General features: G+C 65.8%; 20 protein-coding genes, 1 other RNA gene and 1 riboswitch. Of the genes, 7 read left to right on the top strand and 14 right to left on the bottom strand.

The window, feature by feature from the left end; genetic code table 11:
• Positions 1–38: 38 nt before the first annotated feature.
• The 7 genes from F468_RS0104940 to F468_RS0104910 form a co-directional block, all read right to left on the bottom strand.
• Complete coding sequence (locus F468_RS0104940; RefSeq protein ID WP_018138715.1) at positions 39–329, bottom strand: DUF2149 domain-containing protein; 291 nt, start codon at positions 327–329, stop codon at positions 39–41.
• Positions 326–769, bottom strand: coding sequence for a MotA/TolQ/ExbB proton channel family protein (locus tag F468_RS0104935; protein ID WP_018174775.1), 444 nt, complete (start codon positions 767–769; stop codon positions 326–328). Before F468_RS0104935 ends, F468_RS0104940 begins: the two co-directional genes overlap by 4 nt.
• A gap of 136 nt (positions 770–905) precedes the next feature.
• On the bottom strand, positions 906–5,432 hold the full coding sequence (locus tag F468_RS0104930; RefSeq protein WP_018994698.1) for a cobaltochelatase subunit CobN: 4,527 nt from the start codon (positions 5,430–5,432) through the stop codon (positions 906–908).
• 124 nt (positions 5,433–5,556) lie between these two features.
• The gene (locus tag F468_RS0104925) at positions 5,557–6,111 is read right to left on the bottom strand and encodes a cob(I)yrinic acid a,c-diamide adenosyltransferase (RefSeq protein WP_018174773.1); all 555 of its coding nucleotides are present in this window, start codon (positions 6,109–6,111) and stop codon (positions 5,557–5,559) included.
• A 3-nt stretch (positions 6,112–6,114) separates the two neighbouring features.
• Positions 6,115–7,959 carry a TonB-dependent receptor domain-containing protein gene (locus tag F468_RS0104920; RefSeq protein WP_018138711.1) on the bottom strand — a complete coding sequence of 615 codons (1,845 nt, stop codon included), beginning with the start codon at positions 7,957–7,959 and terminating at the stop codon, positions 6,115–6,117.
• 142 nt (positions 7,960–8,101) lie between these two features.
• Positions 8,102–8,351, bottom strand: a riboswitch (cobalamin riboswitch).
• A 45-nt stretch (positions 8,352–8,396) separates the two neighbouring features.
• Positions 8,397–10,295 carry a hypothetical protein gene (locus tag F468_RS0104915; protein WP_018648992.1) on the bottom strand — a complete coding sequence of 633 codons (1,899 nt, stop codon included), beginning with the start codon at positions 10,293–10,295 and terminating at the stop codon, positions 8,397–8,399.
• 110 nt (positions 10,296–10,405) lie between these two features.
• On the bottom strand, positions 10,406–11,644 hold the full coding sequence (locus F468_RS0104910) for a cyclopropane-fatty-acyl-phospholipid synthase family protein (RefSeq protein WP_018138709.1): 1,239 nt from the start codon (positions 11,642–11,644) through the stop codon (positions 10,406–10,408).
• A 230-nt stretch (positions 11,645–11,874) separates the two neighbouring features.
• Here F468_RS0104910 and fnr point away from each other — a divergent pair, with 230 nt between their 5' ends.
• From fnr to F468_RS0104895, 3 genes are read left to right on the top strand one after another with little or no spacing between them, the layout of a single operon-like run.
• The gene (fnr, locus tag F468_RS0104905; protein ID WP_018138708.1) at positions 11,875–12,606 is read left to right on the top strand and encodes a fumarate/nitrate reduction transcriptional regulator Fnr; all 732 of its coding nucleotides are present in this window, start codon (positions 11,875–11,877) and stop codon (positions 12,604–12,606) included.
• Positions 12,599–13,084 (top strand): TIGR02444 family protein, encoded by a 486-nt coding sequence (locus F468_RS0104900; protein ID WP_018648993.1) that lies wholly within the window; start codon positions 12,599–12,601, stop codon positions 13,082–13,084. Before fnr ends, F468_RS0104900 begins: the two co-directional genes overlap by 8 nt.
• Before the next feature lie 47 nt (positions 13,085–13,131).
• Positions 13,132–13,701, top strand: coding sequence for a DUF2058 domain-containing protein (locus tag F468_RS0104895; protein WP_018138706.1), 570 nt, complete (start codon positions 13,132–13,134; stop codon positions 13,699–13,701).
• A 15-nt stretch (positions 13,702–13,716) separates the two neighbouring features.
• Here F468_RS0104895 and F468_RS0104890 read toward each other — a convergent pair whose 3' ends face one another.
• Complete coding sequence (locus tag F468_RS0104890; RefSeq protein WP_018994696.1) at positions 13,717–15,306, bottom strand: DNA mismatch repair protein MutS; 1,590 nt, start codon at positions 15,304–15,306, stop codon at positions 13,717–13,719.
• Between the two features lie 150 nt (positions 15,307–15,456).
• Positions 15,457–16,623: an aldo/keto reductase gene (locus tag F468_RS0104885; RefSeq protein WP_018138704.1), complete on the bottom strand. Its 1,167-nt coding sequence runs from the start codon at positions 16,621–16,623 to the stop codon at positions 15,457–15,459.
• A gap of 226 nt (positions 16,624–16,849) precedes the next feature.
• Here F468_RS0104885 and ssrS point away from each other — a divergent pair.
• The 4 genes from ssrS to F468_RS0104870 all read left to right on the top strand — a co-directional run bounded on the left by ssrS (position 16,850) and on the right by F468_RS0104870 (position 18,875).
• Positions 16,850–17,035, top strand: a non-coding RNA gene (gene ssrS, locus F468_RS14110) — 6S RNA.
• A gap of 25 nt (positions 17,036–17,060) precedes the next feature.
• Complete coding sequence (locus F468_RS0104880; protein ID WP_038038657.1) at positions 17,061–17,696, top strand: 5-formyltetrahydrofolate cyclo-ligase; 636 nt, start codon at positions 17,061–17,063, stop codon at positions 17,694–17,696.
• Positions 17,697–17,728: 32 nt separating this feature from the next.
• Positions 17,729–18,193, top strand: coding sequence for an EVE domain-containing protein (locus F468_RS0104875; RefSeq protein ID WP_018876953.1), 465 nt, complete (start codon positions 17,729–17,731; stop codon positions 18,191–18,193).
• A gap of 4 nt (positions 18,194–18,197) precedes the next feature.
• Complete coding sequence (locus F468_RS0104870; RefSeq protein WP_018138701.1) at positions 18,198–18,875, top strand: glutathione S-transferase family protein; 678 nt, start codon at positions 18,198–18,200, stop codon at positions 18,873–18,875.
• Between the two features lie 323 nt (positions 18,876–19,198).
• Here F468_RS0104870 and F468_RS0104865 read toward each other — a convergent pair whose 3' ends face one another.
• The 5 genes from F468_RS0104865 to F468_RS14560 all read right to left on the bottom strand — a co-directional run bounded on the left by F468_RS0104865 (position 19,199) and on the right by F468_RS14560 (position 22,056).
• Positions 19,199–19,474, bottom strand: a complete 276-nt coding sequence (locus F468_RS0104865; RefSeq protein ID WP_018138700.1) for a cupin domain-containing protein — start codon at positions 19,472–19,474, stop codon at positions 19,199–19,201.
• A gap of 33 nt (positions 19,475–19,507) precedes the next feature.
• Positions 19,508–20,200 carry a DUF6064 family protein gene (locus F468_RS0104860; RefSeq protein ID WP_018994695.1) on the bottom strand — a complete coding sequence of 231 codons (693 nt, stop codon included), beginning with the start codon at positions 20,198–20,200 and terminating at the stop codon, positions 19,508–19,510.
• 26 nt (positions 20,201–20,226) lie between these two features.
• Positions 20,227–21,120: an aldo/keto reductase gene (locus tag F468_RS0104855; protein WP_026296495.1), complete on the bottom strand. Its 894-nt coding sequence runs from the start codon at positions 21,118–21,120 to the stop codon at positions 20,227–20,229.
• A gap of 205 nt (positions 21,121–21,325) precedes the next feature.
• On the bottom strand, positions 21,326–21,796 hold the full coding sequence (locus F468_RS0104850; protein WP_018138697.1) for a DsrE/DsrF/DrsH-like family protein: 471 nt from the start codon (positions 21,794–21,796) through the stop codon (positions 21,326–21,328).
• Between the two features lie 116 nt (positions 21,797–21,912).
• A complete protein-coding gene (locus tag F468_RS14560) occupies positions 21,913–22,056 on the bottom strand; it encodes a hypothetical protein (RefSeq protein ID WP_018138696.1) in 144 nt (47 codons plus the stop codon).
• Positions 22,057–22,109 lie beyond the last annotated feature (53 nt).

Raw genomic sequence — 22,109 nt, 5'->3', positions numbered from 1 at the left:
TGTTTGTATAGGCACGTACGGACGGCCCCGAGATATAGCTATTCGCCGATCAGGATCATCCGGCCGGTCTCCGGATCGCGGTAGACCTGCCCCATGGATTCGAAGCCCGAGCCGGCCTCGCCGGCACCCTCGGGCGGGTCCGGGATCTCACGCCCGGGCTCGATCTCGGCGCCGCCGCTGGCCGGTTCCAGGCCGCTCCCCGAGGCGGCCATCACCACCATCAGGCCGACGGCGAACACCAGCATGATGTCGGCCAGGTTGGCCAGTGGCCCCATCGGCTCTTCGTCAGGGGCATCGAAGCGGCTGGCGCGGTAGTGCGGGACCCTCATGCCGCTGCCTCCAGGCGCTCCATCGCGGCGTCATACCAGCGCCGCCGGAGGCGTCCGAGCAGGAAACCGAGGATGCCAACCAGCAGCCCCAGCACCGTGGTGTTGAACGCCACCGTAACGGCCTGAGCGAGGATTTCCAGTTCGCCCCGGCCCATCGCGGCCAGCCCCGGCCCCAGCGGGATCAGCGTACCCATCAGCCCGAGCATCGGACCGATGCGTGCCAGCAGATCCGCGCGGTCAATGCGGCGCCGTGCGCGGTAGGCCAGGCGCTCGGCATCGCCGGTGGCCTCCAGCCGGCGCACCCCGCCGGAGCGTTCGCCCAGTGCGAGCCCAAGCTCCCAGACGGCGACCGCCACCAGCACCAGCAGGCCGACAATCACCGGCTCCAGCAGCCAGCGCACTACGGTGTCCATCAGTTCCATCGTGATCGAGAACGGCATTCGCGTTTACCTCACTAACCTTTGTTCGGCGCTTCCCACGTTCGTGCGTAGGAGGCCAGCCCCCTGGCCGATGGGGTCTATCCGGCGGCGCATCGGCCAGGGGGCTGGCCTCCTACAGGAGATACCCAAGCGGCGGCTATCGGCGGCGGCCTGCGGCAATACCGCCGATCAGCAACAGGAACAGCGCGGCGGCGACCAGCCAGGGAAGCCAGGGCATGCCGGCCGCCTCGTCGCCGGTCTCCTGGCCACTCTCGGCCTCGGCCGCTTCCGGCAGCTCCTGCATCTCCCGGGCGTCCGGGTCCTCCAGCGGCTGGATCTCGGTGACACGACTGGGGTCGGCCTCCGCCTGTGCGCGATCGATCTGCGCGGACGCGCGCACGGCCGCGAAGGCCTCGCGCAGTTCGGGGTCCTCCAGGCGTTCGGCCACCTCGTCCAGCATCGGGTGGTCGGGGCGCGTGTGCCCGCTGCCCGGCAGGCCATGTTCCGCCACCAGTTCGGCAAAGCGTTCGGACAGGGCGTCCAGTACCTCGGGCTCGGCCTCCCAGAACCCGCGACTGGCAGCCACCAGATGCACGGCCTGCAGGTGGGTCTTCACATGCACGTTGTGGCCGTCGGCGAGAAATTCGTCCACGCCCAGTCCGTGCCGGTCCTGCAGGTAGATGTCGTGCACCTCGTCCCAGACCCAGGAGCGCACGATCTCGGGGTTGGTGGCCTGCCAGCCCCAAAGGTTGTCGACGAAGTCGCGGGCCATGGTGCGGGCCCCGGCATAACCGTGATCCATCAGCGGCTCGATCCACTGCGGGTTCAGGTTCTGCCCCTGCAGCTCGCGCATCAGCGCGCGCCCCAGCGTCTCCACCTGCGGGTTGTCCGGGTCGGCATGCTGCAGCACGCGGTTGTCCGGCACCTCGCCGCGCAGGCTTTCCACGGCAGTGGACAGCCCACCCTGGAAATCGAAGCCGTCGTCGTTGTCCAGCAGCCCGTACAGGTGCGAGGCGCGGCCCAGATAGGTGCGCCCGACCCCGGCCACGCGCGACTCGAACGCATCATGTGCCGCATCGCCGGATGCCGTCGTGCCGTAGGCATGCCCCATGCGGCGCAGGTAGGCCGCGCCCAGTTCGGCGCGATCCTCCCAGGCGCCGGAACGGTCCGCCAGGCGGTTGACCCCGGCGCCGTACGCCCCCGGTGCGGTGCCGAACACGCGCAACGCGGCCTGCTCCCCGGCGGCGGCACCGTCCAGTCCGGCCGCACGCAAGGCCTCGGTGTCCTCCACCCACTGCGCGGCGACATCATTACGCGCCAACGACTCGCCGCCGGGATCGCGCAGATCCTCCGCCAGCGGAGCCAGGGCTGCTTCCAGTGCCTCTTCCAGTTCCGGGTGCTCCTCGAGGATGGTCTCCGAGGCGCCATCCAGCGCCAGCCGCGCGGCCCGGTCCAGCCACACGAGCTGGTCCTCGTAGAGGTCGCGGAACAGCCCGGAGGTGGTAAACAGGGCATCCCGACGACGGTCGCGCCCGGCCTCGTCGAGATCCATGCGCTCCAGGCCCTCGACGATCCCGCGACTGTTCCAGGCCGGCCGGATTCCAAGCATGTCCATGCCGAAGGCGATCATCACCCCCTCGTCACGCACGGTGTCGGAGGCCCAGAGGATGATGGCCTCGCTGCCATCCGCCTCCGGATCACCGTGCTCGCGGGCATCCGCGGCGAGTTCCTGACCGATGCCCCAGGCGATTCGTGTTGGCACCAGGTCCGCCGACAGGGCATGGAAGTTTGTCCCGGTGGGCAGTACATCCGGCGTGCGGATCGGATCGTTGCCCTGCCCCGGCGGTACGAACCGACCCTCCAGGGCGGCTAGCAGATGGGCGCGTTCGCTGGCGGGCGAACCCCGCAGCCTGGCGTCCCAGTCGTCACCGGCCTCGCCGTCACCGACCATCGACTCGAGCATGGTGTCGACGGCCTCGTCCGACCAGTCGCGACCGAACACATGCAGCCCCAGCGGCATCTGCTCCTCCTGCATGTCGGTCAGGTAGTGACCGATCTCGTGCACGAGCAGTTCTTCGTCCATCTCCGCCAGGGGCGTGTCACCGTGATCGTGGTCGTGCCCGTGGTCGTGCCCGTGGTCGTGCCCGTGGTCGTGCCCGTGGTCGTGGTCGTGGTCGTGGTCGTGGTCGTGCCAACGATCATCGTCTTGGCCATGGTCGTGGTCATGGCCGTCATCGTGCTCATGCCCGTCGGAGTGGTCATCGTGGTGCCCATCCCCGTCGTCGTGGCCGTGATGGTGATGGCCCCGCGCCAGTTCGCGTTCGATGGTCTCGGTCAGGCCCAGCTCGTCGATGCGCTCGCGCAGGGTCTGGGCGGCGCGCGAGCGGGTGGCCGCATCGGGCTGGGCGGCGGCCTCGTAGGTCTCTACCAGCTGGCGCAGTTCCAGCAGGCTGTCGTAGAGCTCGGTGGCCGCCAGTGGCGGGGTCAGGTGGCTGATCATCACGCCCATCGAGCGGCGCTTGGCTTGGATGCCTTCGCCGACGCCATCGACGATGTAGGGATAGATGATCGGCAGGTCGCCGCCGAGGATCTCGGGGTAGTCGTCTGGGGCCAGCCCCGCGCGGCGGCGCGGCAGAAACTCGCGGGTGGAATGACGGCCGACGTAGACCAGCGCATCCGCCTCGAAGTGCTCGCGAATCCAGTGATAGAAACCGGCGTACTGGTGAGTCGGCGGGAAGGTCGTGTTCGCATGCAGCAAACGCTCGCTGACCTCCCACCCGCGCGGCGGCTGCGGGCCGATGAACACGTTGCCGAACTCGATGCCCGGGAAGAGCATCTCGCCGTTGCGCGTCATGGCCTCGCCCGGTGGCTCGCCCCATCCGGTCAGACCCGGGATGCCGGTACGCACCAGGGCCTTGCGCAGCTGTTCGGTGGTTTCGTGTTCGTCTTCACCGGCCAGCGTGGCCTCCCAGGCGGCCTCGTACTGGGCGAGCAGGTCCAGAGCCCGCTCCTGGGCGTCGTGCGGGTAGCTCTCGAGCATATGCCGCAAGTCGCCGACGCCGCTTTCCAACGCGGCTTCCGCCAGTTCGTGCTTGTCCGCGTCCCGGGCCGCCTCCAGGCGTGCCTGCAGGTAGCCGATCGGTCCGTCGACCAGCTCTGCCTGCACCGCGGCGGGCAAGCCGTCGAAATATGCCTGGTACTGATCGCGGTCCAGCGAGGCGACCCGGCCGGCGATCGCGTCCAGCGCATCCGCCTGTTCCGGCAGATTCACCGCACGGTCCTGGATCATGTCCAGCAGGGCCTCGGCATCCTCCGGCACCTCGTCCCCGAGGTCATACCCGGCGGCCTCCAGCCGTTGCAGGATCTCCAGCAGTGATTCCGGGACATCCAGCTTGTCGGCGCCAATGTTCTGGCGACCGGGCGGATGGTTGTAGTACACGACCGCGACCCGCTTGTCTGTGTTGTCCAGCTGGCGCAGCCGGTTCCAGCGCTGCATCCGGTCGGCCAGGGCCTCCACCCGCTCGCCCACCGGTTCGGGCAGCGCCAATCGCACGCCAGTGCGTTCGTCCTGCGTGGGCTCGCCCGCGGTCGCCAGCACCATCGGCTGACTGGCGCCCTGCAATTCCGGCATGGCCACGTGATAGTGGACCTTGTCCCAGGGGATGCCCTCGTGCGAGAGCCGCCACTCGGTCTCGCTCACGTCCGCCAGACGAATCCCCTTGACCACAGGGACATCCAGCTCGGCGAAGGCCTCGGCCACCACCTCGCGGTTGCCACCGCCGCCCACTACGAAGTCCTGCAGGCTGACGATCCCGCTCAGCTCGGCGGGTGCCGCCGATGTGGCGAGGTTCTCGACTGCCTCGCGGCTGGCCCCACCCCAGCGCGCGAGGACCGCGAAGCACTGGGTATCCCGGGCCTCCAGCGCCTCGCAGGTCGCATCCAGAAGCTCGCGGTCACCGGGACGGTCACCGGTATCCAGGTCCAGCACGGCCACGGCCGGCCTGGCATCCAGGCCAAGATCCCCCGGGTCGGCCACCGACTGGCCATCCCGGTAATAGCGGATGGTCTCGCGCGGATCCGGTTCCGGCACGTCAATCGAGTGCCCGCCCCGAGCGGCCAGCCAGCGCATCAGACCCTCCATGTTCTCCGGTGTGCGGCCCTGATAGAACGCACGTCCGGTTAGCCAGTCGGCCTGGTTTGAGAAGCGCTCCTGCTGCCGGGCCAGGTGCTCGCGCGGATCCTCGCCCGCTTCAGGGTTCTCGGTCAGTTCGGTCCGGGCCTCCTCGTCCAGCTCCTCCAGCACCGCCTGGCCGTCGATGCGGGACAGCGCGGTCAGGCGCCGTTCGCTGTTGATTGCAAGGATCGGCGCTGACTCGGCCGGTGCCTCTTCGCGCAGCAGACGTTCGAGACGACCGGCCTGGTCCCCGAACACCGCTGCCACGAGCACCGCGTCGGCATCGCGCCACAACGCCCGGATTGACGAGTCCGACTTGTCCGCCAGCTGCTCAGGCGTGCGCAGCACCACCTCGGCATCCGGCACGGCCTCCAGGAATCGATGCGCACCGGCGGCCACCTCGGGGGCCGAGCGCTCGGAGACGATGCCGACGATCTGGGGCCCTGCCCATACGGGCGTGCTCCACAGGCCGACGATCAGCAGGACCAGGCTGCTTTTCCAGAAGGACATGCGATCAACCTCGAAGAAAATTCGATGGGGCGACGCCACCGGTGCAATGGTGGCGTCGCCAATCCGTTATACGCAGGAAGGTGCCGTGGAAACGGCACCCGAAAACCAGCAACGGCAGATGCAATCAGCCGCGTTTGTTGGCCGGCTGCCAGAGGACTTCCGCGCCGTTCTCGTGACGTGCAAGCACACGGCAGAGCACGAACAGAAGATCCGACAGGCGGTTGATGTAGGCCAGTGAACTCGGCCGCAGCGCCTCATGGTGATTCACCGCCACCAGACGACGTTCCGCACGGCGGCATACCGTACGGGCGATATGGCAGTCGGCCGTGGCCGGGCCACCGCCCGGCAGGATGAACTCCTCGAGCGGCGGCAGATCGGCGTTGAAGCTTTCTAGCTCGACATCGAGCCGCTCGACAGAGGCATCCGGTAGCGCCTGATGCCCCGGCACCGCCAGCTCCGCCCCCAGGTCGAACAGCTCGTGCTGAACCAGGGCCAGCACGCGCCGAACCTCTTCCGGGAGATCGTGGACCAGTACCCGGCCCACGACACTGTTCAGCTCGTCCACGTCACCAAACGCCTCGACGCGGTGGCTGTCCTTATCTACCCGCGAGCCATCCCCCAGGCCAGTCCGGCCTTCGTCACCCGTGCGGGTCGCAATCTTTGACAGTCGATTACCCATGCATCACCTCTGCTGGTAGCGCAGCTTGACGAAAGCGGCCCGACCCGGCTGGTTGTACCCTCCGGCGGTCTCGTAGTCCTTGTCGAACACGTTATTGACCGTCGCCTGAATCTGCCATTCCGGCGCAATCTGATAGCTCGCACGCAGATTGAGCAGGCCGTAGCCGGAAAGGCGCTCGTCGTTATTGGCGTCGTTATACGAACGGCTCTTCGCAATCACCGACCCGCCCATTGAGAAACGCTGAAACTTCCGATCGAGATCCATACGGGCCGTAATGGGAGAGCGTCTCTGCAACTCGTTTCCCGTTTCCCGGTCTCGGGCATCCAGTAGGGTCAGTGAAGCGCCTGAAAGCCATTGGCCAAATTCGTATCGGCCATCCACTTCGACTCCCCGAATTCGTGCTTCCTCAACGTTTTCCGGTGGAGCGAACCCTGCAATCAAGTTTTCAACTCGTGTCTCGAAAGCGCTCAAATCAAGATATCCGGATCCCGCCGAATAACGGGCCCCTATTTCGAAAGTTTCAGATTCCTCTGGATCAAGGTCAGGGTTGCCGCGGAAAAACCCGATGTCAGGATGGTAAAGTTCGTTAAACGTTGGGGCCTTGAATGCTGTCCCGTAAGAAGCCCGCAGTCGCCATGCTTCCGCGACCTGGAATCCCCAGGCGACTTGACCGGTAGTTTTACTACCGAACTGTTCATTGTCGTCGTATCGTAACGAACCCTCCAAAGTATGCCGGCCTAGATCGGCTTGGAGAACCCCAAACCCACCAATGTTGTAGCGGCTGGTCTCCTCATATTCGTCCGTACCGAATCCCTCTCTTAGCCCAGGATCATCGACCTGAATACGGTCCTCACGGGCGTCAACGCCTGCCGTGAGGAACAGCTGGTCCGACAGGACGATTTCGTTCAACCAGTCGATCGAATCACGCTTCGTGTCATAACGCGATGTGAATTCCCCATCCACATAGCGATCATTTTCATCACGTGCATGTGCAACACTCAGCTCAGTATCCCAACGGTTATTCACCGGGATGCGGAACCCCGCACGGAGGGCTGCATGGACAAAGTCGGTGTAGTCATCTCCCTCCGTACTGTCAAACTCTGACTCCCCTTCCGAGTACAGTACGTTGCCGAAAACCTCAATCCCATTGTCTAGTCGATGGGTCACCTTGGTCGCAAGCGAGGTGTTGTCGTAGCCGTCACGGTCATCGTCTCCAACGTCATCCTGCACATTGATGCCGTCGGTCTCGAAATGGCTGAGCGAGAAGCTGTAGTTCGTGTTCTCGGTTCCGCCGGCGACGCCCACACCCGTTTCCCAGGTGTTGAAGCTGCCGCCCCCGACAAACGCGTTGACCCTGGGCGGCCCCTTCTGGCCCTCGCGGGTAAAGACCTGCACCACGCCGCCAATGGCGTCGGAGCCGTAGATGCTGGTACGCGGTCCGCGCACCACTTCGACGCGCTCGATCTCCTCCGGTGGCAGGAACTGCCAGCTTGCCCCGCCACTGGTGGCCGACCCCATGCGCACGCCGTCGATCAGGAGCAGGGTGTGGTCGGAACTCGTGCCACGCGTATAGACCGAAGTAGTCTTGCCAAACGCACTGTTCTGGGAGGTCTCGATCCCGGCGCGGCCCTCCAGCAGGTCGGTGAACTGCTGCGGCTGCAGGCGCTCGATCTCTTCGCGATCGATGACGGTGACCGAGGACAGGGTCTCGTCGACCGTCTGCGCGACGCGCGCGGCCGTGACCTGGACCACGTCGAGGGTGTGCGCTTCGGAATCGGCGTCCGGCGTCTCGGCGAGGACCGGGGTGGTGGCCAGCAGGATGGCCGTGGAAAGTGCTGTGCGTTTCATGTCGTCCGTGTCTCCCGGCGAGCCGCCCGCACGCCGTAAATTCGTCGGGACCACGCAGGCAGGGGGGAGAGAGACACGAGGGGGACCGGGCACAGCCGCTATGCGACCAGGCCCGATCATCCGCCTCGCATGCCCGCCGCATGCCGCGCGATCATTCCCTGGCCGGTCTCCGGGCTGACGAGCGTTCCGGTGCGGCGCCTTCCCGAACGATTCCGTTCAGTGGCGTGTGCCGCGACCATCAGAGGCCGTCATGGCCTCTCGCTCGATTACCGTTGCGGGGGCAGCGTCGGATTCGTCCGCAGGCATCCAGATACCTGTAGCGGGCTCACCGAACTTCCCGTTTAACCCCTCGGCGAGACACGCCGAGGGGCACCAGAAAACGCACGAAAGCCTACACAGTTGGTCAAGAAATTACCAGACCCGGGAAATGCGCGGCGTCAGGATCGCTGGGCCTCGGCCTGCACATAACGTGCGCCGCTCTTGAGCAACCGCCCCCAGGACTTGTCCTGCAGCATGGCGTCAAATTCCGGCGACCGTTCGGCACGCAAAGCCACCGGCGCCGCCTGCGCGCCCTCCTCCACCGGATGGGCGGCCAGCATCTCCAGGCGGTCGGGATTGGCGCCATATTGCCGTACCAGGAAATCACGCATGGAGTCGGACAGCGGCAGATGGTAGATGCGCGTCAGACGCAGGGCCAGCCATTCCGCCATACGGCTGAGATCCTGACGCACCATACGCACCATCGCCGAACCCAACCCCGCCTTGGCATCCGCACTCATGCCGACGTACAGGCCTCCGAGATAGGCGGCGGGATTCGCATAGATCGCGCGCTGGATACTCGGGTTGGTCAGGTCGACCAGAGGCTCCAGAATCAGTGCGAGCTGGATGCCGATGCGCTTGGCGGTGTCCGCATCCAGTGGGTGCCCACCAAAGTAGAACAGGTCGCCCTCGCGCCGGATGCCGAGCTCGGACAGGTACTCACAGAACCGGTCGGCCAGGCGCAGCTTCTGGTCGTCCGCCAGCTCGATCACCTCCTCGCTCACGCGGATACCGCGCGCACTGCGCTTGAACCAGCTCTGCTGCCCCTTTCTCTCGACCTGCTGTCGTCGCAGCGCCTCCCAGCGCTCGACCGCGGCGGTATAGCGACTCTGCGCCTGCATGAGCTGGTCCCGCGCCGCGCGCAGGTCTTCGACATGACGCAGCGCCCGCCCCAGCAGGCGGCCTTCCGGCGAATTCACAGCGGGGCGGGACTGTTCCAGTTGCGAAAGTGCATCCAGCACCTCGCGCCCGATACCCAGAGTCGGCGAACGCAGGACCTGCGGATCCAGGCCACTGGCCGGGCTTTGCGCCAGCAACATCGCGAGCGAGCGCAGGCGACTGATCACACCCGCCTGAGCGACGCGGAAACGGTTGCCCTGATACTCCAGCCGATCCAGCGCATGCCCCAACCGCCAACCACCCGACCATTCGAAACTCAGCCGCCGGATCTGCCGCCCGTTGACCATCTCGAAGGCCAGTACAAACATGGCCTGCGTATCATCCAGTGTGCAGCGCGACAGGTCATCCGAGTCCGCCGCTGAAAACAGGCGGTCCAGAAATTGATCGATCCGCCGGACGCCATCCTCACGGGTTGGCGCGACGCCCTGAAGCCGGTCGCGCAGCGGATCCGCCAGTTCGGAGGCATCGTGGTGCAGTTTTTCCAGCGCGGCCAGACGAGCATCCGCAGTGGCATCCACCAGATCCGCGACGCGCGAGCGCAGCCCCAGCCGACGGTAGATCTCGATCTGCTCGGCCGCTGCTGCGAGGCTGGTATCGCCGGTCATCTCGCGCACCGCGACCGCGACGCCTTCCGGCGAGATATCCACCTCATGAAGCAGAACCTCGGCGGCCTTGCGTCGCCGCATGTCCGGCGCCATCTCGGCCATCGCCAGGTCGCGGGTCACGAACAGCAGGTCCGGCAAAAAGTCGATCGTATTGCGCAGCTGATCGCGTGAGCGCTCCTGCCGCTTGCCCCGCGTGGCATCGGCAATAAACCGCGCCAGCAGGCCAATCACCCCGAACAGCAGCGTGTAGACGGCAAAAAAGATGAAATTCTGGGCCGGGGCGGCGTGGCCAAAGCCCAGGAAATAGCCCCCCTGCATCGCGAGGAAGGTCACCGGGCCGGCCGCCCACAGCAGCTGCAGCATGTTGAGCGACCAGGGCACCTTGCGCGCGGTCGCCGCGACCTCGGTGATCCGGCTGCGTCCGGCCGCCTCGATCAGCACATGGTCCTGGCTCGGACTGGCGGCCTGGGGGGCCTCCTGCCGCTGTTGCCGCTTGCGAAACCTGCCAAACACGCGTCGTCCCTGCCCCCTCAGCGTTTCCGTGAAGTGTAGGGAAAACAGACCGGTTGCGGGTGCCCGGTCAGGAAAAAATGTTCAGGGAGCCAGGAAGTAGTCCGCAATCCCTACGCAGCACTGCGACCCCGGACTGCCGCCTCCCCCGGCGGCGTCGAAACCACCTTGGGCGCCTCGTCGGCATACAGATAGTCGCGGGTGAGCGGCACGGCATCCTGCTGTTTGGCCACCTGGATGTGGAACACCACCTGGCGCCACCAGCGGAAGGTCGCCTCGCAACTGGCCAGATAGAACTCCCACATGCGGCAGAAGCGCTCGTCGAAGTGGCCCACTGCCTCGGCACGGATGTTCTGGAACCGCCGATACCACTCGGCGAGCGTCTCCGCATAGTGCAGCCGCCAGAACTCGATATCGGTGGTATGCAGCGGGGTCGGCTCCAACGCCTCCATCACCTCGGACAGTGCCGGGGTATAACCGCCAGGGAAGATGTACTTGCTCAGCCAGGGGTTGGTGGTCCCCGGAGGCCCCTGGCGGCCAATCGTGTGCAGGACGGCCACGCCATCGTCCTTGAGCAGGTCGTTCACCCGCTGGAAGAACGTGCCGTAATTGGGCACGCCGACATGCTCAAACATGCCGACACTGACGATCCGGTCGTACTGGTCGTCGTGTTCGCGGTAGTCCTGATAGAAAAAGCGCACGCGATCGTCCAGCCCGCGGCGCTTCGCCTCGGCCTGGGCCACTCGCAGCTGCTCCCGGGACAGGGTGATTCCGTCCACCTGGACATCGGCGTTCTCGGCCAGGTGAAAGGCCAGCCCACCCCAGCCGCAGCCGATATCCAGCACCCGCTGACCGGGCTCCAGCACCAGCTTCTTGCGCAGCATCGCGCACTTGGCCTGCTGGGCCTCCTCCAGGGTCATGTCCGGGCGCTCGAAATAGGCACAGCTGTAGAACATGCCTTCGTCGAGAAAACGGCGGAACAGCCACTCGTCCACGTCGTAATGATGGGAGATGTTCTGGTAGCTGCGCGCGATACGGTTGCCCTGCTCGAGGACCGCGCGAAACATGCACACCAGCGGGTGCACACGACGCTGGAATCTGGGCGCGAAGTTGCGCATGGCCACATCCAGAAACACCCGGATGCCCTCGGGACCCGGCGACCAGAGCCCGTCCATATAGGTTTCGCCCAGCTGAAACCCGGGATCTCGCGCGATGCGCTTGAGGGCCGCCCGATCATGGACCTGCAGCGTGATCTCGGGTGCCCCCTGCCCGAAACGGCGCTCGCTCCCGTCCGGCTCGCGCAGGATCAGCGTGCCGTGGTGCATGTATTCGTTCAGCATCCGTTCGATCATTGCGTCCCTTCCCATGCGAATCGCCTGCTATATTAAACAGAGTCTAGATATCGCACTCGCTCCGCCGCAAGCCTCTGAATTGGCTGATCCCTGCCACTCCAAAAGGTTCCACACTCACAATACCGGAATTCCTCATACGGGCAACCTCTATACGGGGGCCTCACACACCTTCCCTCACGGGGGCCTCACACACCTTCCCTCACCGATGGCAAAACCGCTAACCTGAGCACATGACACTGCGCCCGACCCAAGCCTGCGAACACTGCACCCTGCGCCAGCTCTGTCTGCCGATGGGGCTGCCACAAAACGAACTCTGGCAACTCGACGAGATCGTGCAGCAACGCCGTCCGATCGAAAAGGGGGCCTTGCTGTTCGGCATGGGCGAGCGCTTCGACACCCTGTTTGCCGTACGCACCGGGGCGTTGAAGACCGTTCTGATCGGCGACGACGGTACCGAGCAAATCACCGGCTTCGCCCTCGCAGGCGATCTGCTGGGGCTGGATGCGATCCACTCCAGAAAACATCCGGTCAGCGCGGTCGCCCTCGAATCCACCAGTGTCTGCGCAGTCCCGTACACCCATGTGGACGACCTCGCCGGCAGGCTTCCGACATTCCGCCAGCACATGATGAACGTGATGAGCCAGGGGCTGGCTCAGGACGAAAGCCTGCATGCCCTGCTCGGGCAGCGCACGGCGGAGCAGCGCCTGGCCACATTCCTCGTCACCCTGTCGGAGCGGCATCGTGCACGGGGCCTGTCCACCGAGCGCTTCTACCTCCCGATGTCGCGCGCCGACATCGCGAACCACCTGGGGCTGACTCAGGAGACCATCAGCCGCCTGTTCACACAGCTGCGCAACCAGGGGGTAATCAACCTGCACACCCGGGATCTCGAGATCCTCGAGCCGACGACCCTGCGCAGCACCGCCGGCGTGACCTTTACGCCCGCCGCCAGTAGTGCCTGAGGCCGCCCGGCCACACGACTTCGACTGCTTCTGGGATTTCGCCCTGCGGATATGGGCCTGCGCCCCCGCACGGAAACGCCTGCTGAACTGGCAGGACGCCCATGAGGTCGATGCCATCCTCGCCCTGTTCGCCCTGTGGTACCCACGGCGAGTACACACACACGACTGGCAGGCGCTGATGCAGGCCGCCGCGCGCTGGCGCGAGCAAACCACCTCGCGCGTGCGCGCCCTGCGCCGCCGTCTCAAGCCCAACAGCCCCGATGAGCGACAACGCCAAGCCCTGTACGACGCCGTGAAAGGGCTGGAGCTGGCTTGCGAGCGCACGGCTGCGATGCGACTGTGTCAGCGCACGCAGGCGCTGGGCAATCCCGCTGCGACCCCCGATCTTGCGCGGCGTTTACACCTGCTGTTTCCCACCCTTCCCATGACCGAGATCCTGGACGGATTACCCGAACTTACACACGTCGGCTGCACATAGCAGAGGTTCGGGCTATCCTCCCGACACATTTTCTACAGGCAAGCGGCATGTCGGACGATCTGCGCAATCAGCTCCTGAAGGCCGGGCTGGTGGACGAAAAACAGGTGCGCAAGGCCAAGAGCCAGAAGCACAAGGCCCAGAAGACACAACCGAAAAAGAAAAAGGGCAAGCCCGCCGACGCCGAGGCTAGCGCCGCTGCGGCTCGTCAAGCCGAGCAGGCCCAACGCTCGCGGGAGAAGAACCAGGAACGGCAGGAAAAGGCCGAACGCCGCGCGCGCCGGGCGCAGATTCGCGAGCTGGTGAACCAGCACCTGGCCCCGATCCCCACTGGCGACGCCGCGATCGACTATCACTTCCAGTTCGACGGGCAGGTCCGCCACCTGCCGGTGACCGAGGACACCCGCAAGCGCCTGGTCGACGGCCGCGCGGCGCTGGCCGGCCTGGAGCTGCACCCGAGCAAGGGGTTCCGCGTAATCCCGCGCGATATAGCGGACAAGATCCGCGAGCGGGATGCCGAATGGCCGCTGGTTATCCCGGCCGAGGAAAGCGGCGGTTCCGAGCCCGATCCCGACGACCCGTACAAGGACTACGTCGTCCCCGACGACCTCATGTGGTAACGCCTCGCTCGGGGCTCACGCCTTGCCGGCATCGCCCCCGGCCTGGGCGGTGGGGAGTTCGGCGAAATGCTCGCGCGCACGGGCAACCAGCTGGGCCGGCAGCCCGTTCTTCTCGGCAATCGTAAGACCAAAGGACACACCCGGCTCGCCAATCAGCAGCCGGTAGGTCGGGGACAGCGTCTCGGCATCGAACTGCATCGAGGCGTTCACGATGCCCGCGTGCTGGGCGGCATAGTCCTTCAGGGGCGCCAGGTGGGTATTCACAATCCCGCGCGTGCCACGCGCACGCAACTCGTCCAGCATCGCCATCGCCAGTGCCGCGCCCTCGTCGGGGTCGGTGCCCGTACCCAGCTCGTCCAGCAGGATCAGGGTCTCCGACCCCGCGTGATCAAGAATCCGCTTCAGAACCTCCACATGGCCGGCAAACGTGGACAGGTGGTGGAACAGGCTTTGATGGTCGCCGACATCGACCATCACCTGATCGAAGCGCCCGATGCGGCAGTCCTGCTCGGCCGGGATATGCAGCCCGCACCAGGCCATGGTGACCAGCAGCCCGAGCGTCTTCAGCGCGACCGTCTTGCCGCCGGTATTCGGCCCGGTGATCAGCAACAGGGGCTGCTCGCCATCCAGCCGGATCGACAGCGGCACCGGCTGCGGCCCGTTGCCCTCGGCGAACTGCAACAACAGCAGCGGGTGGTAGGCCTCGATCAGTTCCACCCCGGCCTCCGCCTCCAACCGCGGGGCATGGGCATTCATCTGTGCGGATAGCTGCGCGGCGGCGGATGCCAGGTCGATCCAGGTCAGTGCGGTCAGCATCAGTTCCAGCGGCTCGCCATACTGGCGCACCACGTCGGTCAGCTCGCGCAGCAGGCGCTGCTGCTCGGTATTGATCTGGCTGTTGACCGTATCCAACTGGTTGTTCAGCGGCACCGCCTCGATCGGCTCGACGATCTGGTCGCGCCCGCCCATCGCGGTGCCGCGACGCACACCCTTGACCGCATTGGCCGCCTCGCCACGCAGCACCATCACCGCGCGTTCCTGGTGCCACTGCACCTTCAGCGCGTCCTCGCCCTTTTGCGCGACATCGGAGGCCGCCAGGCGCTTTTTCACCACCGCCTCGACCTCGTCGCGCAGGCGCCCACGCTGCTCGAAGGCCTCGATCAACGCGGGGCTCGCGTCCTCGCGCAGCGACCCGCCGGGGTTCAGGCACGCCGACAGGCGCTCTTCCAGCCCCTCGGGCGGATACAGCTTGTTCAGGTCCGCCGGATAGATCTCGGGGGTGTCCGCCAGTTGATCCGCCAGCTCGCGGGCCTGACGCATGATTGTCTGGAGGTTGTGCAGGGCCTGCACCGGCAGCGCAGCCCCGGGGTTGGACGCCTGGCGCAGCGCCGCGCGCACGTCCGGCAGTTGCCCCAGACGCGGCAGGGTCCCGGCATCCAGACGCTGGCGCGCAACGGTCACCGCGGTCTGCAGTGCGCGCGCCGCATCCAGATTCGGTGCCGGCTCCAGCCCGCGCGCGGCATCCGCGCCGTAGGGCGTCGCGGTCAGGCGCTCCAGCAGACGCTGGATCGCGGGGAATTCGAGGGCCTTCAGATCAACCTGCATGACATACCCTTGTGCATGAATTCTCTACCATGGCCGGAGCTCGGGACCCTGTGGGAGCGTGCTTGCACGCGAAGCTCCTGCCAAAGCCGGATGCAGGCAGGGGCTTCGCCGGCAAGCCGGCTCCCACAAGGGGGGAGACCAGGCTTCGGCTCACTCCTCGGCCTTCTTGAACATCCCGAGGTAGGCCTTCTTCTCCAGCAGCGGTTCGCGCATCACCGCCAGCATGTCGTCCAGGTGTTCCGGCGTGCTCATACCAACCAGGGAGGTGCCCAAGCCCGGCGTGGAGCGGTTGAACTGCATCGCGCGCTGCGCCGGATTGGGCAGGTTCGCCAGCTGCTGTTCGACCACCTCCACCGACTGCTGGGCGAGGTGTCCCTTCAGCATGGAGTGGGAGGCGAACATGTACACCTCCAGCTGGTGCGCGGCCTGCAACGGGCTGGCCACATTGCCCTGCCCGGTCGCGGTGTTGAAGCGGGTAAAGCCTTCCAGCATCACCTGGTTGAACGGGAGCATCCCGATCTTGAAGTGGTGCCGGGCGTGGTCGTCGCCGGTCACGGTCTGGGCCGCACGTTCGGCCAGCCCCTGCATGGAGGTCAGCGACTGAAACACGGCGGCATCGGTCTCCTCGCGGAAGCCCTCGAACGTGGAGATCCCGTAGGCGCGGATCTTCTTTTCCCGCGCCGCCCGCTCCAGCATCTGGAACACTGGCTCCAGCTTGCGGTTGGTCGCCTCCTTGCCAATCTCGTGGATATGGACCTCGGGCTGATCAATGACGAAGGCATCCAGCGTCTCGACCCCCATCAGCGAGCGCGACAGCTCCATCTGATAGTGGATGTACTCTGGCGTCAGCAGGTGCGCGCCCTTGGCGAGATCGTCCCGGGTACCCATGCCCTGGGACTCGATCTCCCGCTGGAACCAGGCATCCATGTCGTCCGGCGGCCCGCCGCGCAGCGTCATGAATCCGCCCTTGGAGATCAGGAACATCGCCTCGCGCGGGACCCCAGCCTCCAGGGCCGTACGCACGCCTGCCCCAACGGCCGCCAGCGAACGACCATAGCGGTAGTGGGCACCGGTGTCGACGACATTGATGCCTTCGGTCAGCCCGCGGGCGACGATGGCGGAGATCGCGGCATCCACCTCGGCTGTGGCGGCGCCGCCAAAGGTGCCAATGCCCAGGCTGGACAGGCGCATCTTGGCGCGCGAGAACTCGCTGTAGTGGCCCTCGGCGGCCTTGCCCTCGGCGATGTAGTGCTCCGCATACCGGCGCGTCGCCTTGGCGTTGGCGTATCCCGGGATCAGTTTCTGCGGCGATTCCATAGAGCTCCTCTGCACAGTCCGGAGAAGGCCGGTACTCGATCGCGCACCGCCCGCTCGCATCCATCCGGAAAACGCGAATCCTACGTCACCCGAGCGTGATTGCTAAAACCCATCCAAACCGGCGAGTCTCCCAAGCGGCCGGATTCCGTCCTGGGTGGATCGTGCAACCCTGATGTGATCATGGTTGCGCACACCCCCGGGGGATTGGTTCATAATGGTGGCGGACGCGTCGCTGCGGCGTGCGAAAGTGGCCTGGTGGTACCCTTGAGCCTTAATTCTTCACCACGGGACCGAGCACTTCCGTTTCGTTGCGCATGTCCGTCATCGAGCGGAAAGCCTTAAGATTCGGAGGCTTCTCCCACCTGAACCTCTGGTTCAAGGTCGATGGTCACTTCGGCGCCCGCGGGGCGCGTCCACCTCATTATTTTGCGGATCGTATGTCCAGGGACGAGACCTCCTTCACGCCTGACGAACTGCGCCAGCTACGACTGCGCCTGCGCCGCGAGCGCGCCGCGCTGTCCGACGAGCGGCTCGAGATTCATTCCGCCCTGATCTGCGATCACCTGCTGCGCTGGTTCCAGCGCTGGCAACCGCATTGCATCGGTGCCTATCGGGGCCTGCGCGGCGAGGTGGATCTGACCCCCCTGACCGTGTCCCTGGCCCGGCGCGGCACCCGCATCGCCCTGCCGGTGATGGATGCCAAACGCCCCGGGCGCATGCACTTTCACGCCTGGGGGCCAGACGTGCCGCTTTGCCAGAACGGCTTCGGCATTGCCGAGCCCTGCCCCGATGCCCCGCGCATCTGGCGCCGCGAGATGCAGGTGGTCCTGCTGCCGCTGGTCGCCTTCGACCATGCCGGCAACCGCATGGGCATGGGCGCGGGCTATTACGACCGCTACTTCGCCCGTCGCCGCTTCGGCATCCACCGCCCGAAGCTGATCGGCGTGGCCCATGCCCTGCAGGGGGTCGAGGCCCTGCCCAGCCAGCCATGGGACGTCCCGCTGGACGGCGTGGTCACCGAGGACGGCTGGCATGCGCTGCCCCGCCGCGCGCGGCACAATACGCACACCTGACCCACACGCCCGATCCGGCACGAGGAGCCCGCATGGCCTACTGGCTGATGAAATCCGAGCCCGACGAGTTCAGCATCGATGACCTGGAACGCGTGGGCGTGGAGCCCTGGGACGGCATCCGCAACTACCAGGTGCGCAACATGATGCGCGACGAAATGAAGAAGGGTGATCTGGCCTTCTTCTACCACTCCAACGCCAAGCCGCCGGGCATTGTCGGCATCCTGCGCATCGAGAAAGAGGCCTATCCGGACTCCTGCGCCTTCGACCCCGAGGACCCGCACTACGATCCGAAGAGCGACCCGGACAACCCGCGCTGGCTGCGCGTCGACGTCGCCTTCGAGGAAAAGTTCGGCGACATCATCACCCTCGACTGGCTAAAGCAGCAGCCGCAGCTCGAGGACTGCCCGCTGGTCCGCCGCGGCAACCGCCTGTCGGTCATGCCCATCACCCAGGAGCAGTGGGACTTCATCCTGAGCCACGCCCAGCGCGGAAAGTAGCCGCGTGGCCACGCTCTACCACTTCCCGCACGACGCAAAGGCCGACCGCCTGCGCCTGGCCTGTGGCTACAAGGGTGTGGAGCTCGAAACCGTCGCGCTGGACTGGTTCGACGACGAGACCTTCTTCGAGCTGGGCGTGGCCCGCCAGTCGCCGGTCCTGCAGATGGATGACGGTACCCTGGTAACCGACACGCTCACGGCGCTGCGCGACATCGACCACCTGTTCCCGACCGGCGAGCCCCTGGCGGAAGGCGTAATCCCCGAGGATGCCTGGCAGGCCCTGGTCGACTGGCGCGGCAAGGTCGATGTGGTGCTCGATCGGTTGTACGCCCCGCTGGCGCCGGGCTTCCACGGCATCGGCGAGAGCGCCGAGACCCTGGCCGACTACAAGGCCCAGGTGCAGCACCGCTTCGGCCTGTCGCTGGAAGAACTCGCCAACGACCGCTACGACGGCTACAACCAGCTCGCGAAACTGAGCCGCCTGCCGGAACTGGCGAAGCACCTGGCGGCCAGTCGCTTCTATCTCGGCCACCCTTCCATCGCCGACTGCGTAATCGCCGCCGACCTCTACCCCCTGCAAATGCACGACGGCATCAACCTGCCCGTCGACATGCTCTACTACCTGCGCCGCGTCGAAGAAACCTTCAGCACCCGCCTCGACAGCCAGTGGCTCGCCCGCTGAAGGCCCTGTGGGAGCGGCCTCGGCCGCGAACACGAAACCTGATTTCACCACCGGCGCATCTGCAGGCACCGGCGAACCCCACAAAGGCCGGCAAGACGCACTGACCGACCTGATTCGCAACGCTGTTCGACCAACCGCCTACTCGTAGGATGCGTTGAGCGCAGCGAAACGCATCAGGGGTCGGACAAGGCGTGGGGAATGGCGCGTTTCGCTACGCTCAACGGCACCCTACGCCGTTTGGAAAAGGCCCTGCATTCGTGCGCAAGCACGCTCCACCGGACACACCACGTCGTAGCGTCCGTGTCGGACCTGCGACGATACACTCAGCCGAAGCGGTAGTGCTTGCGGATGTCGCGGTGGATCTCCCAGGTGCAGTCCATGCCCTCGGGGAAGGTCACCAGGTCGCCCTCACCGACCGTCACCGGCTCGCCACCACCGTCCGGGGTGACCGTCACCTGCCCCTCCAGGATGTAGCAGACCTCGCGCTCGTCGTAGTGCCAGGGGAAGGTCGAGACCTCCTTTTCCCAGACCGGCCAGTCGAATACGCCGAGGCGTTCCAGATGGTCCTGCTCCGGCCGATGGATCACTTCGATGGACATGACGGTCTCCTCTGTCTGGGGGAAATGGCAAGCCTAACGGGACCGCGACCGGGCGCCAAAAGTATCGGAGCGAAACAGGCCCCTCTCGCCCGGGTAAAGCCGGCGAACGAGCAACAATACGAAAGCGATCAGGCCCAGCGCGGCCGGTAGATACTCCAGCCAAATGCCCAGCTCCCAGGCGATGTAGGCGGTCACCAGGGTCCAGAGGAAGGGAATGATTGCCAGGATCAGCGACGGGCGCGGCTGGGCCACCAGCAGGATGCCGAGGGTGAACAGCATGGTGGGTCCCGGCGCGACACCCACGTACTGGGCCTGGGCCCAGGACACCCCCAGGAGCAGGACCTCCAGCAGGGCATGGCCGACCATGGCATAGGCCATCACCACGATCGCGACAAGGCCGGCCGCACCACCCGGCCAGCCAAAGCCGTGGCGCCCCAGCAGCGTGAGGGCGAACAGGAGCATCAAGCCTTGCGCGACGAACACGCCCGCCAGCCGGCCCGCCCAGAAATGGAATTCGGCAAGCACACCCCCGATGAACACGACCCCGATCCAGACCCACATCACAGCGAGCAGCAGGCCCACGACGCGTCCGGCCCCGCGCCCGCCTACAAGGGCCAGCGCCAGTGTGACGAGCACCATCAGGGCCGCGACCCCGTGCAGCGGCCAGATGGCGCGATTGTATTGCCCGAAGATCGACAGCAGGGTTTCGGCAGCAAACGGCAGCATCCGCACTCCCGGTAAACTTTAGAGACTTAAAGTGCTTCGACGTATTCGATCATGCGCTGGCGCATGTCGTCATTCGGCATCGGGCCGTAGAGGGCTCCCATATTCTCCCGCATGTGCTCCACGACCGAGGTCGCCGGGATCGCACAGGTGACATCGGGGTGCGAGACGATGAACTTGAGCAGAAGTTGCGGCCAGTTCTCGCAGTCGATCTCCCCCGTCCAATCGGGCAGTGGTTCGCTCTCGAAGCGCTTGATCAGCTCCTTGCGGCGGAACGGGCGATTGGCGATGACCGCCACCTCGCGTTCTCGGGCCAGCGGCAGCAGGCGTTCCTCCGCCTCGCGGTCGAGGATGTTGTAGGTCAGCTGTACGAAGTCCAGGTCCTCGCGTTCCAGGATGCGCTCCAGCTGGTTGTGGCGGCGCCCGTGGGAGGTGGTCACCCCGATATAGCGGATCTCGCCCGCCTCGCGCTTCTCGCGCATCGTCTCCAGATGCGCCTCCCAGTTCTGCAGGTTGTGCACCTGCTGCACATCCAGGGTATCCACGCCCCACAGGTCCAGCGACTTCGCATGCTGGTTGCGCCCGGTGCCGGTGCTACCTGTCCAGATCTTGGTCGCCGAAATCAGCCCTTCGGGGTGGCCCAGCTCCTGCAGGCAGTGCCCCACTACCGCCTCCGCGCGCCCGTACATCGGCGAGGAGTCGATCATGCCGCCGCCGCGCCGGAAGAAGGTATCGACAATCTCGGTGCGCAGCGCGAGGGCATCCGGGTCATCCGCGACGTTGAAGGTGATCCAGGTGCCCATGCCGATCACGGGGATCTCCTCGCCCGAGGAGGGAATCGCCTTCCTGTTCGGTTCGCGTCCCTCGCCGGCCGCGCCTGCGAGCGGCCAGCCGGTACCGGCGGCAATGGCCGAACCGGCCATCCACTGCAGAAACGACCGGCGCGAACGCTGATTCGGGACTCTCGCCATGCGACGGCTATCCTTCGGAACCTTACCCACGTGGTCCCGCCGAACGCGCCAGAAGTTCCGGCACGGGAGTATTTTGGCCTGCCAGAACGAAAACGGCCCCGGGCAGATGCCGCGGGGCCGGGACAGGCGGACGGGCCGCCCGGGGCTTCACATCCGCCTAGATAAACAGACAGATGTCCGACTCGCCGGCGAACTCGAAGAACGCGGCGGCGCCGGCATACTCGATGCCGTCAATGAACTCGCTGGTGTCCATATCGAACAGATCCACCGTCATCTGGCAGGCGATCATGCGCACCTCGGCCTCCTGACACAGTTCCCGCAAATCCTCGAGATCGGAGACGCCTTTCGCCTTCATCTTCTTTTTCATCATCGTCGTCATCATGCGCTGCATGCCCGGCAGCCCCTGGAGCATGACCGGCATGGGCATAGGCATGGGCATCCCCGGGTTACCCAGCGACGTGACCTGCAAATCCATCTTCTTGCGCAGCAGCTGCAGCCCGTAAAAGGTGAAGAACACTTCGACTTCATAGCCGAGCGCGGCAGCGGTCGAGGCCAGAATGAACGGGGGATAGCCCCAGTCCAGACTGCCCTTGGTCGCAATGATGGCCAATTTCTTGGTATCGCTCATTCACTCCTCCTTGGTGGTGGAGGATGGTCCGCCACAGCCCCCTGCGCGTAACCCCACCCCCCTGTGGATCGGGGCCGCCCCGTGCGACCCCAATATTTCGATCTAGTGCGGGCTGGCTATTTCGAGGCCAGGCGCGCCTTGCGCCAGTCCCGGATCAATGCACACCCCGCACATACCCCGAGCGCTGCCAAACTGCCCCAGACCGAGATCGGGACCAGAATCATGGCCAGCGCGAAGAGCATCCAGGCGACAACCGTCATGGTGATACTCCGTCATGGCCCTCGCCCCCCGACGAGGAAACCATGCATCGCGG

Origin of the sequence: Thioalkalivibrio sp. ALJ2, assembly GCF_000378325.1 — a bacterium.
GTDB lineage: Bacteria > Pseudomonadota > Gammaproteobacteria > Ectothiorhodospirales > Ectothiorhodospiraceae > Thioalkalivibrio.
This window is presented reverse-complemented; position numbering and strand designations above follow the sequence as displayed.

Excerpts from the sequence above, each read along its gene's own strand:
- F468_RS0104935 (WP_018174775.1), bottom strand. The coding sequence starts at position 769 with ATGCCGTTCTCGATCACGATGGAACTGATGGACACCGTAGTGCGCTGG.
- F468_RS0104865 (WP_018138700.1), bottom strand. The coding sequence starts at position 19,474 with ATGTCCATCGAAGTGATCCATCGGCCGGAGCAGGACCATCTGGAACGC.
- F468_RS0104920 (WP_018138711.1), bottom strand. The coding sequence starts at position 7,959 with ATGAAACGCACAGCACTTTCCACGGCCATCCTGCTGGCCACCACCCCG.
- F468_RS0104885 (WP_018138704.1), bottom strand. The coding sequence starts at position 16,623 with ATGGAATCGCCGCAGAAACTGATCCCGGGATACGCCAACGCCAAGGCG.
- F468_RS0104875 (WP_018876953.1), top strand. The coding sequence starts at position 17,729 with ATGGCCTACTGGCTGATGAAATCCGAGCCCGACGAGTTCAGCATCGAT.
- F468_RS0104925 (WP_018174773.1), bottom strand. The coding sequence starts at position 6,111 with ATGGGTAATCGACTGTCAAAGATTGCGACCCGCACGGGTGACGAAGGC.
- F468_RS0104850 (WP_018138697.1), bottom strand. The coding sequence starts at position 21,796 with ATGAGCGATACCAAGAAATTGGCCATCATTGCGACCAAGGGCAGTCTG.
- F468_RS0104855 (WP_026296495.1), bottom strand. The coding sequence starts at position 21,120 with ATGGCCGGTTCGGCCATTGCCGCCGGTACCGGCTGGCCGCTCGCAGGC.
- F468_RS0104940 (WP_018138715.1), bottom strand. The coding sequence starts at position 329 with ATGAGGGTCCCGCACTACCGCGCCAGCCGCTTCGATGCCCCTGACGAA.
- F468_RS0104860 (WP_018994695.1), bottom strand. The coding sequence starts at position 20,200 with ATGCTGCCGTTTGCTGCCGAAACCCTGCTGTCGATCTTCGGGCAATAC.
- fnr (WP_018138708.1), top strand. The coding sequence starts at position 11,875 with ATGACACTGCGCCCGACCCAAGCCTGCGAACACTGCACCCTGCGCCAG.
- F468_RS0104890 (WP_018994696.1), bottom strand. The coding sequence starts at position 15,306 with ATGCAGGTTGATCTGAAGGCCCTCGAATTCCCCGCGATCCAGCGTCTG.
- F468_RS0104930 (WP_018994698.1), bottom strand. The coding sequence starts at position 5,432 with ATGTCCTTCTGGAAAAGCAGCCTGGTCCTGCTGATCGTCGGCCTGTGG.
- F468_RS0104880 (WP_038038657.1), top strand. The coding sequence starts at position 17,061 with ATGTCCAGGGACGAGACCTCCTTCACGCCTGACGAACTGCGCCAGCTA.
- F468_RS14560 (WP_018138696.1), bottom strand. The coding sequence starts at position 22,056 with ATGACGGTTGTCGCCTGGATGCTCTTCGCGCTGGCCATGATTCTGGTC.
- F468_RS0104895 (WP_018138706.1), top strand. The coding sequence starts at position 13,132 with ATGTCGGACGATCTGCGCAATCAGCTCCTGAAGGCCGGGCTGGTGGAC.
- F468_RS0104910 (WP_018138709.1), bottom strand. The coding sequence starts at position 11,644 with ATGATCGAACGGATGCTGAACGAATACATGCACCACGGCACGCTGATC.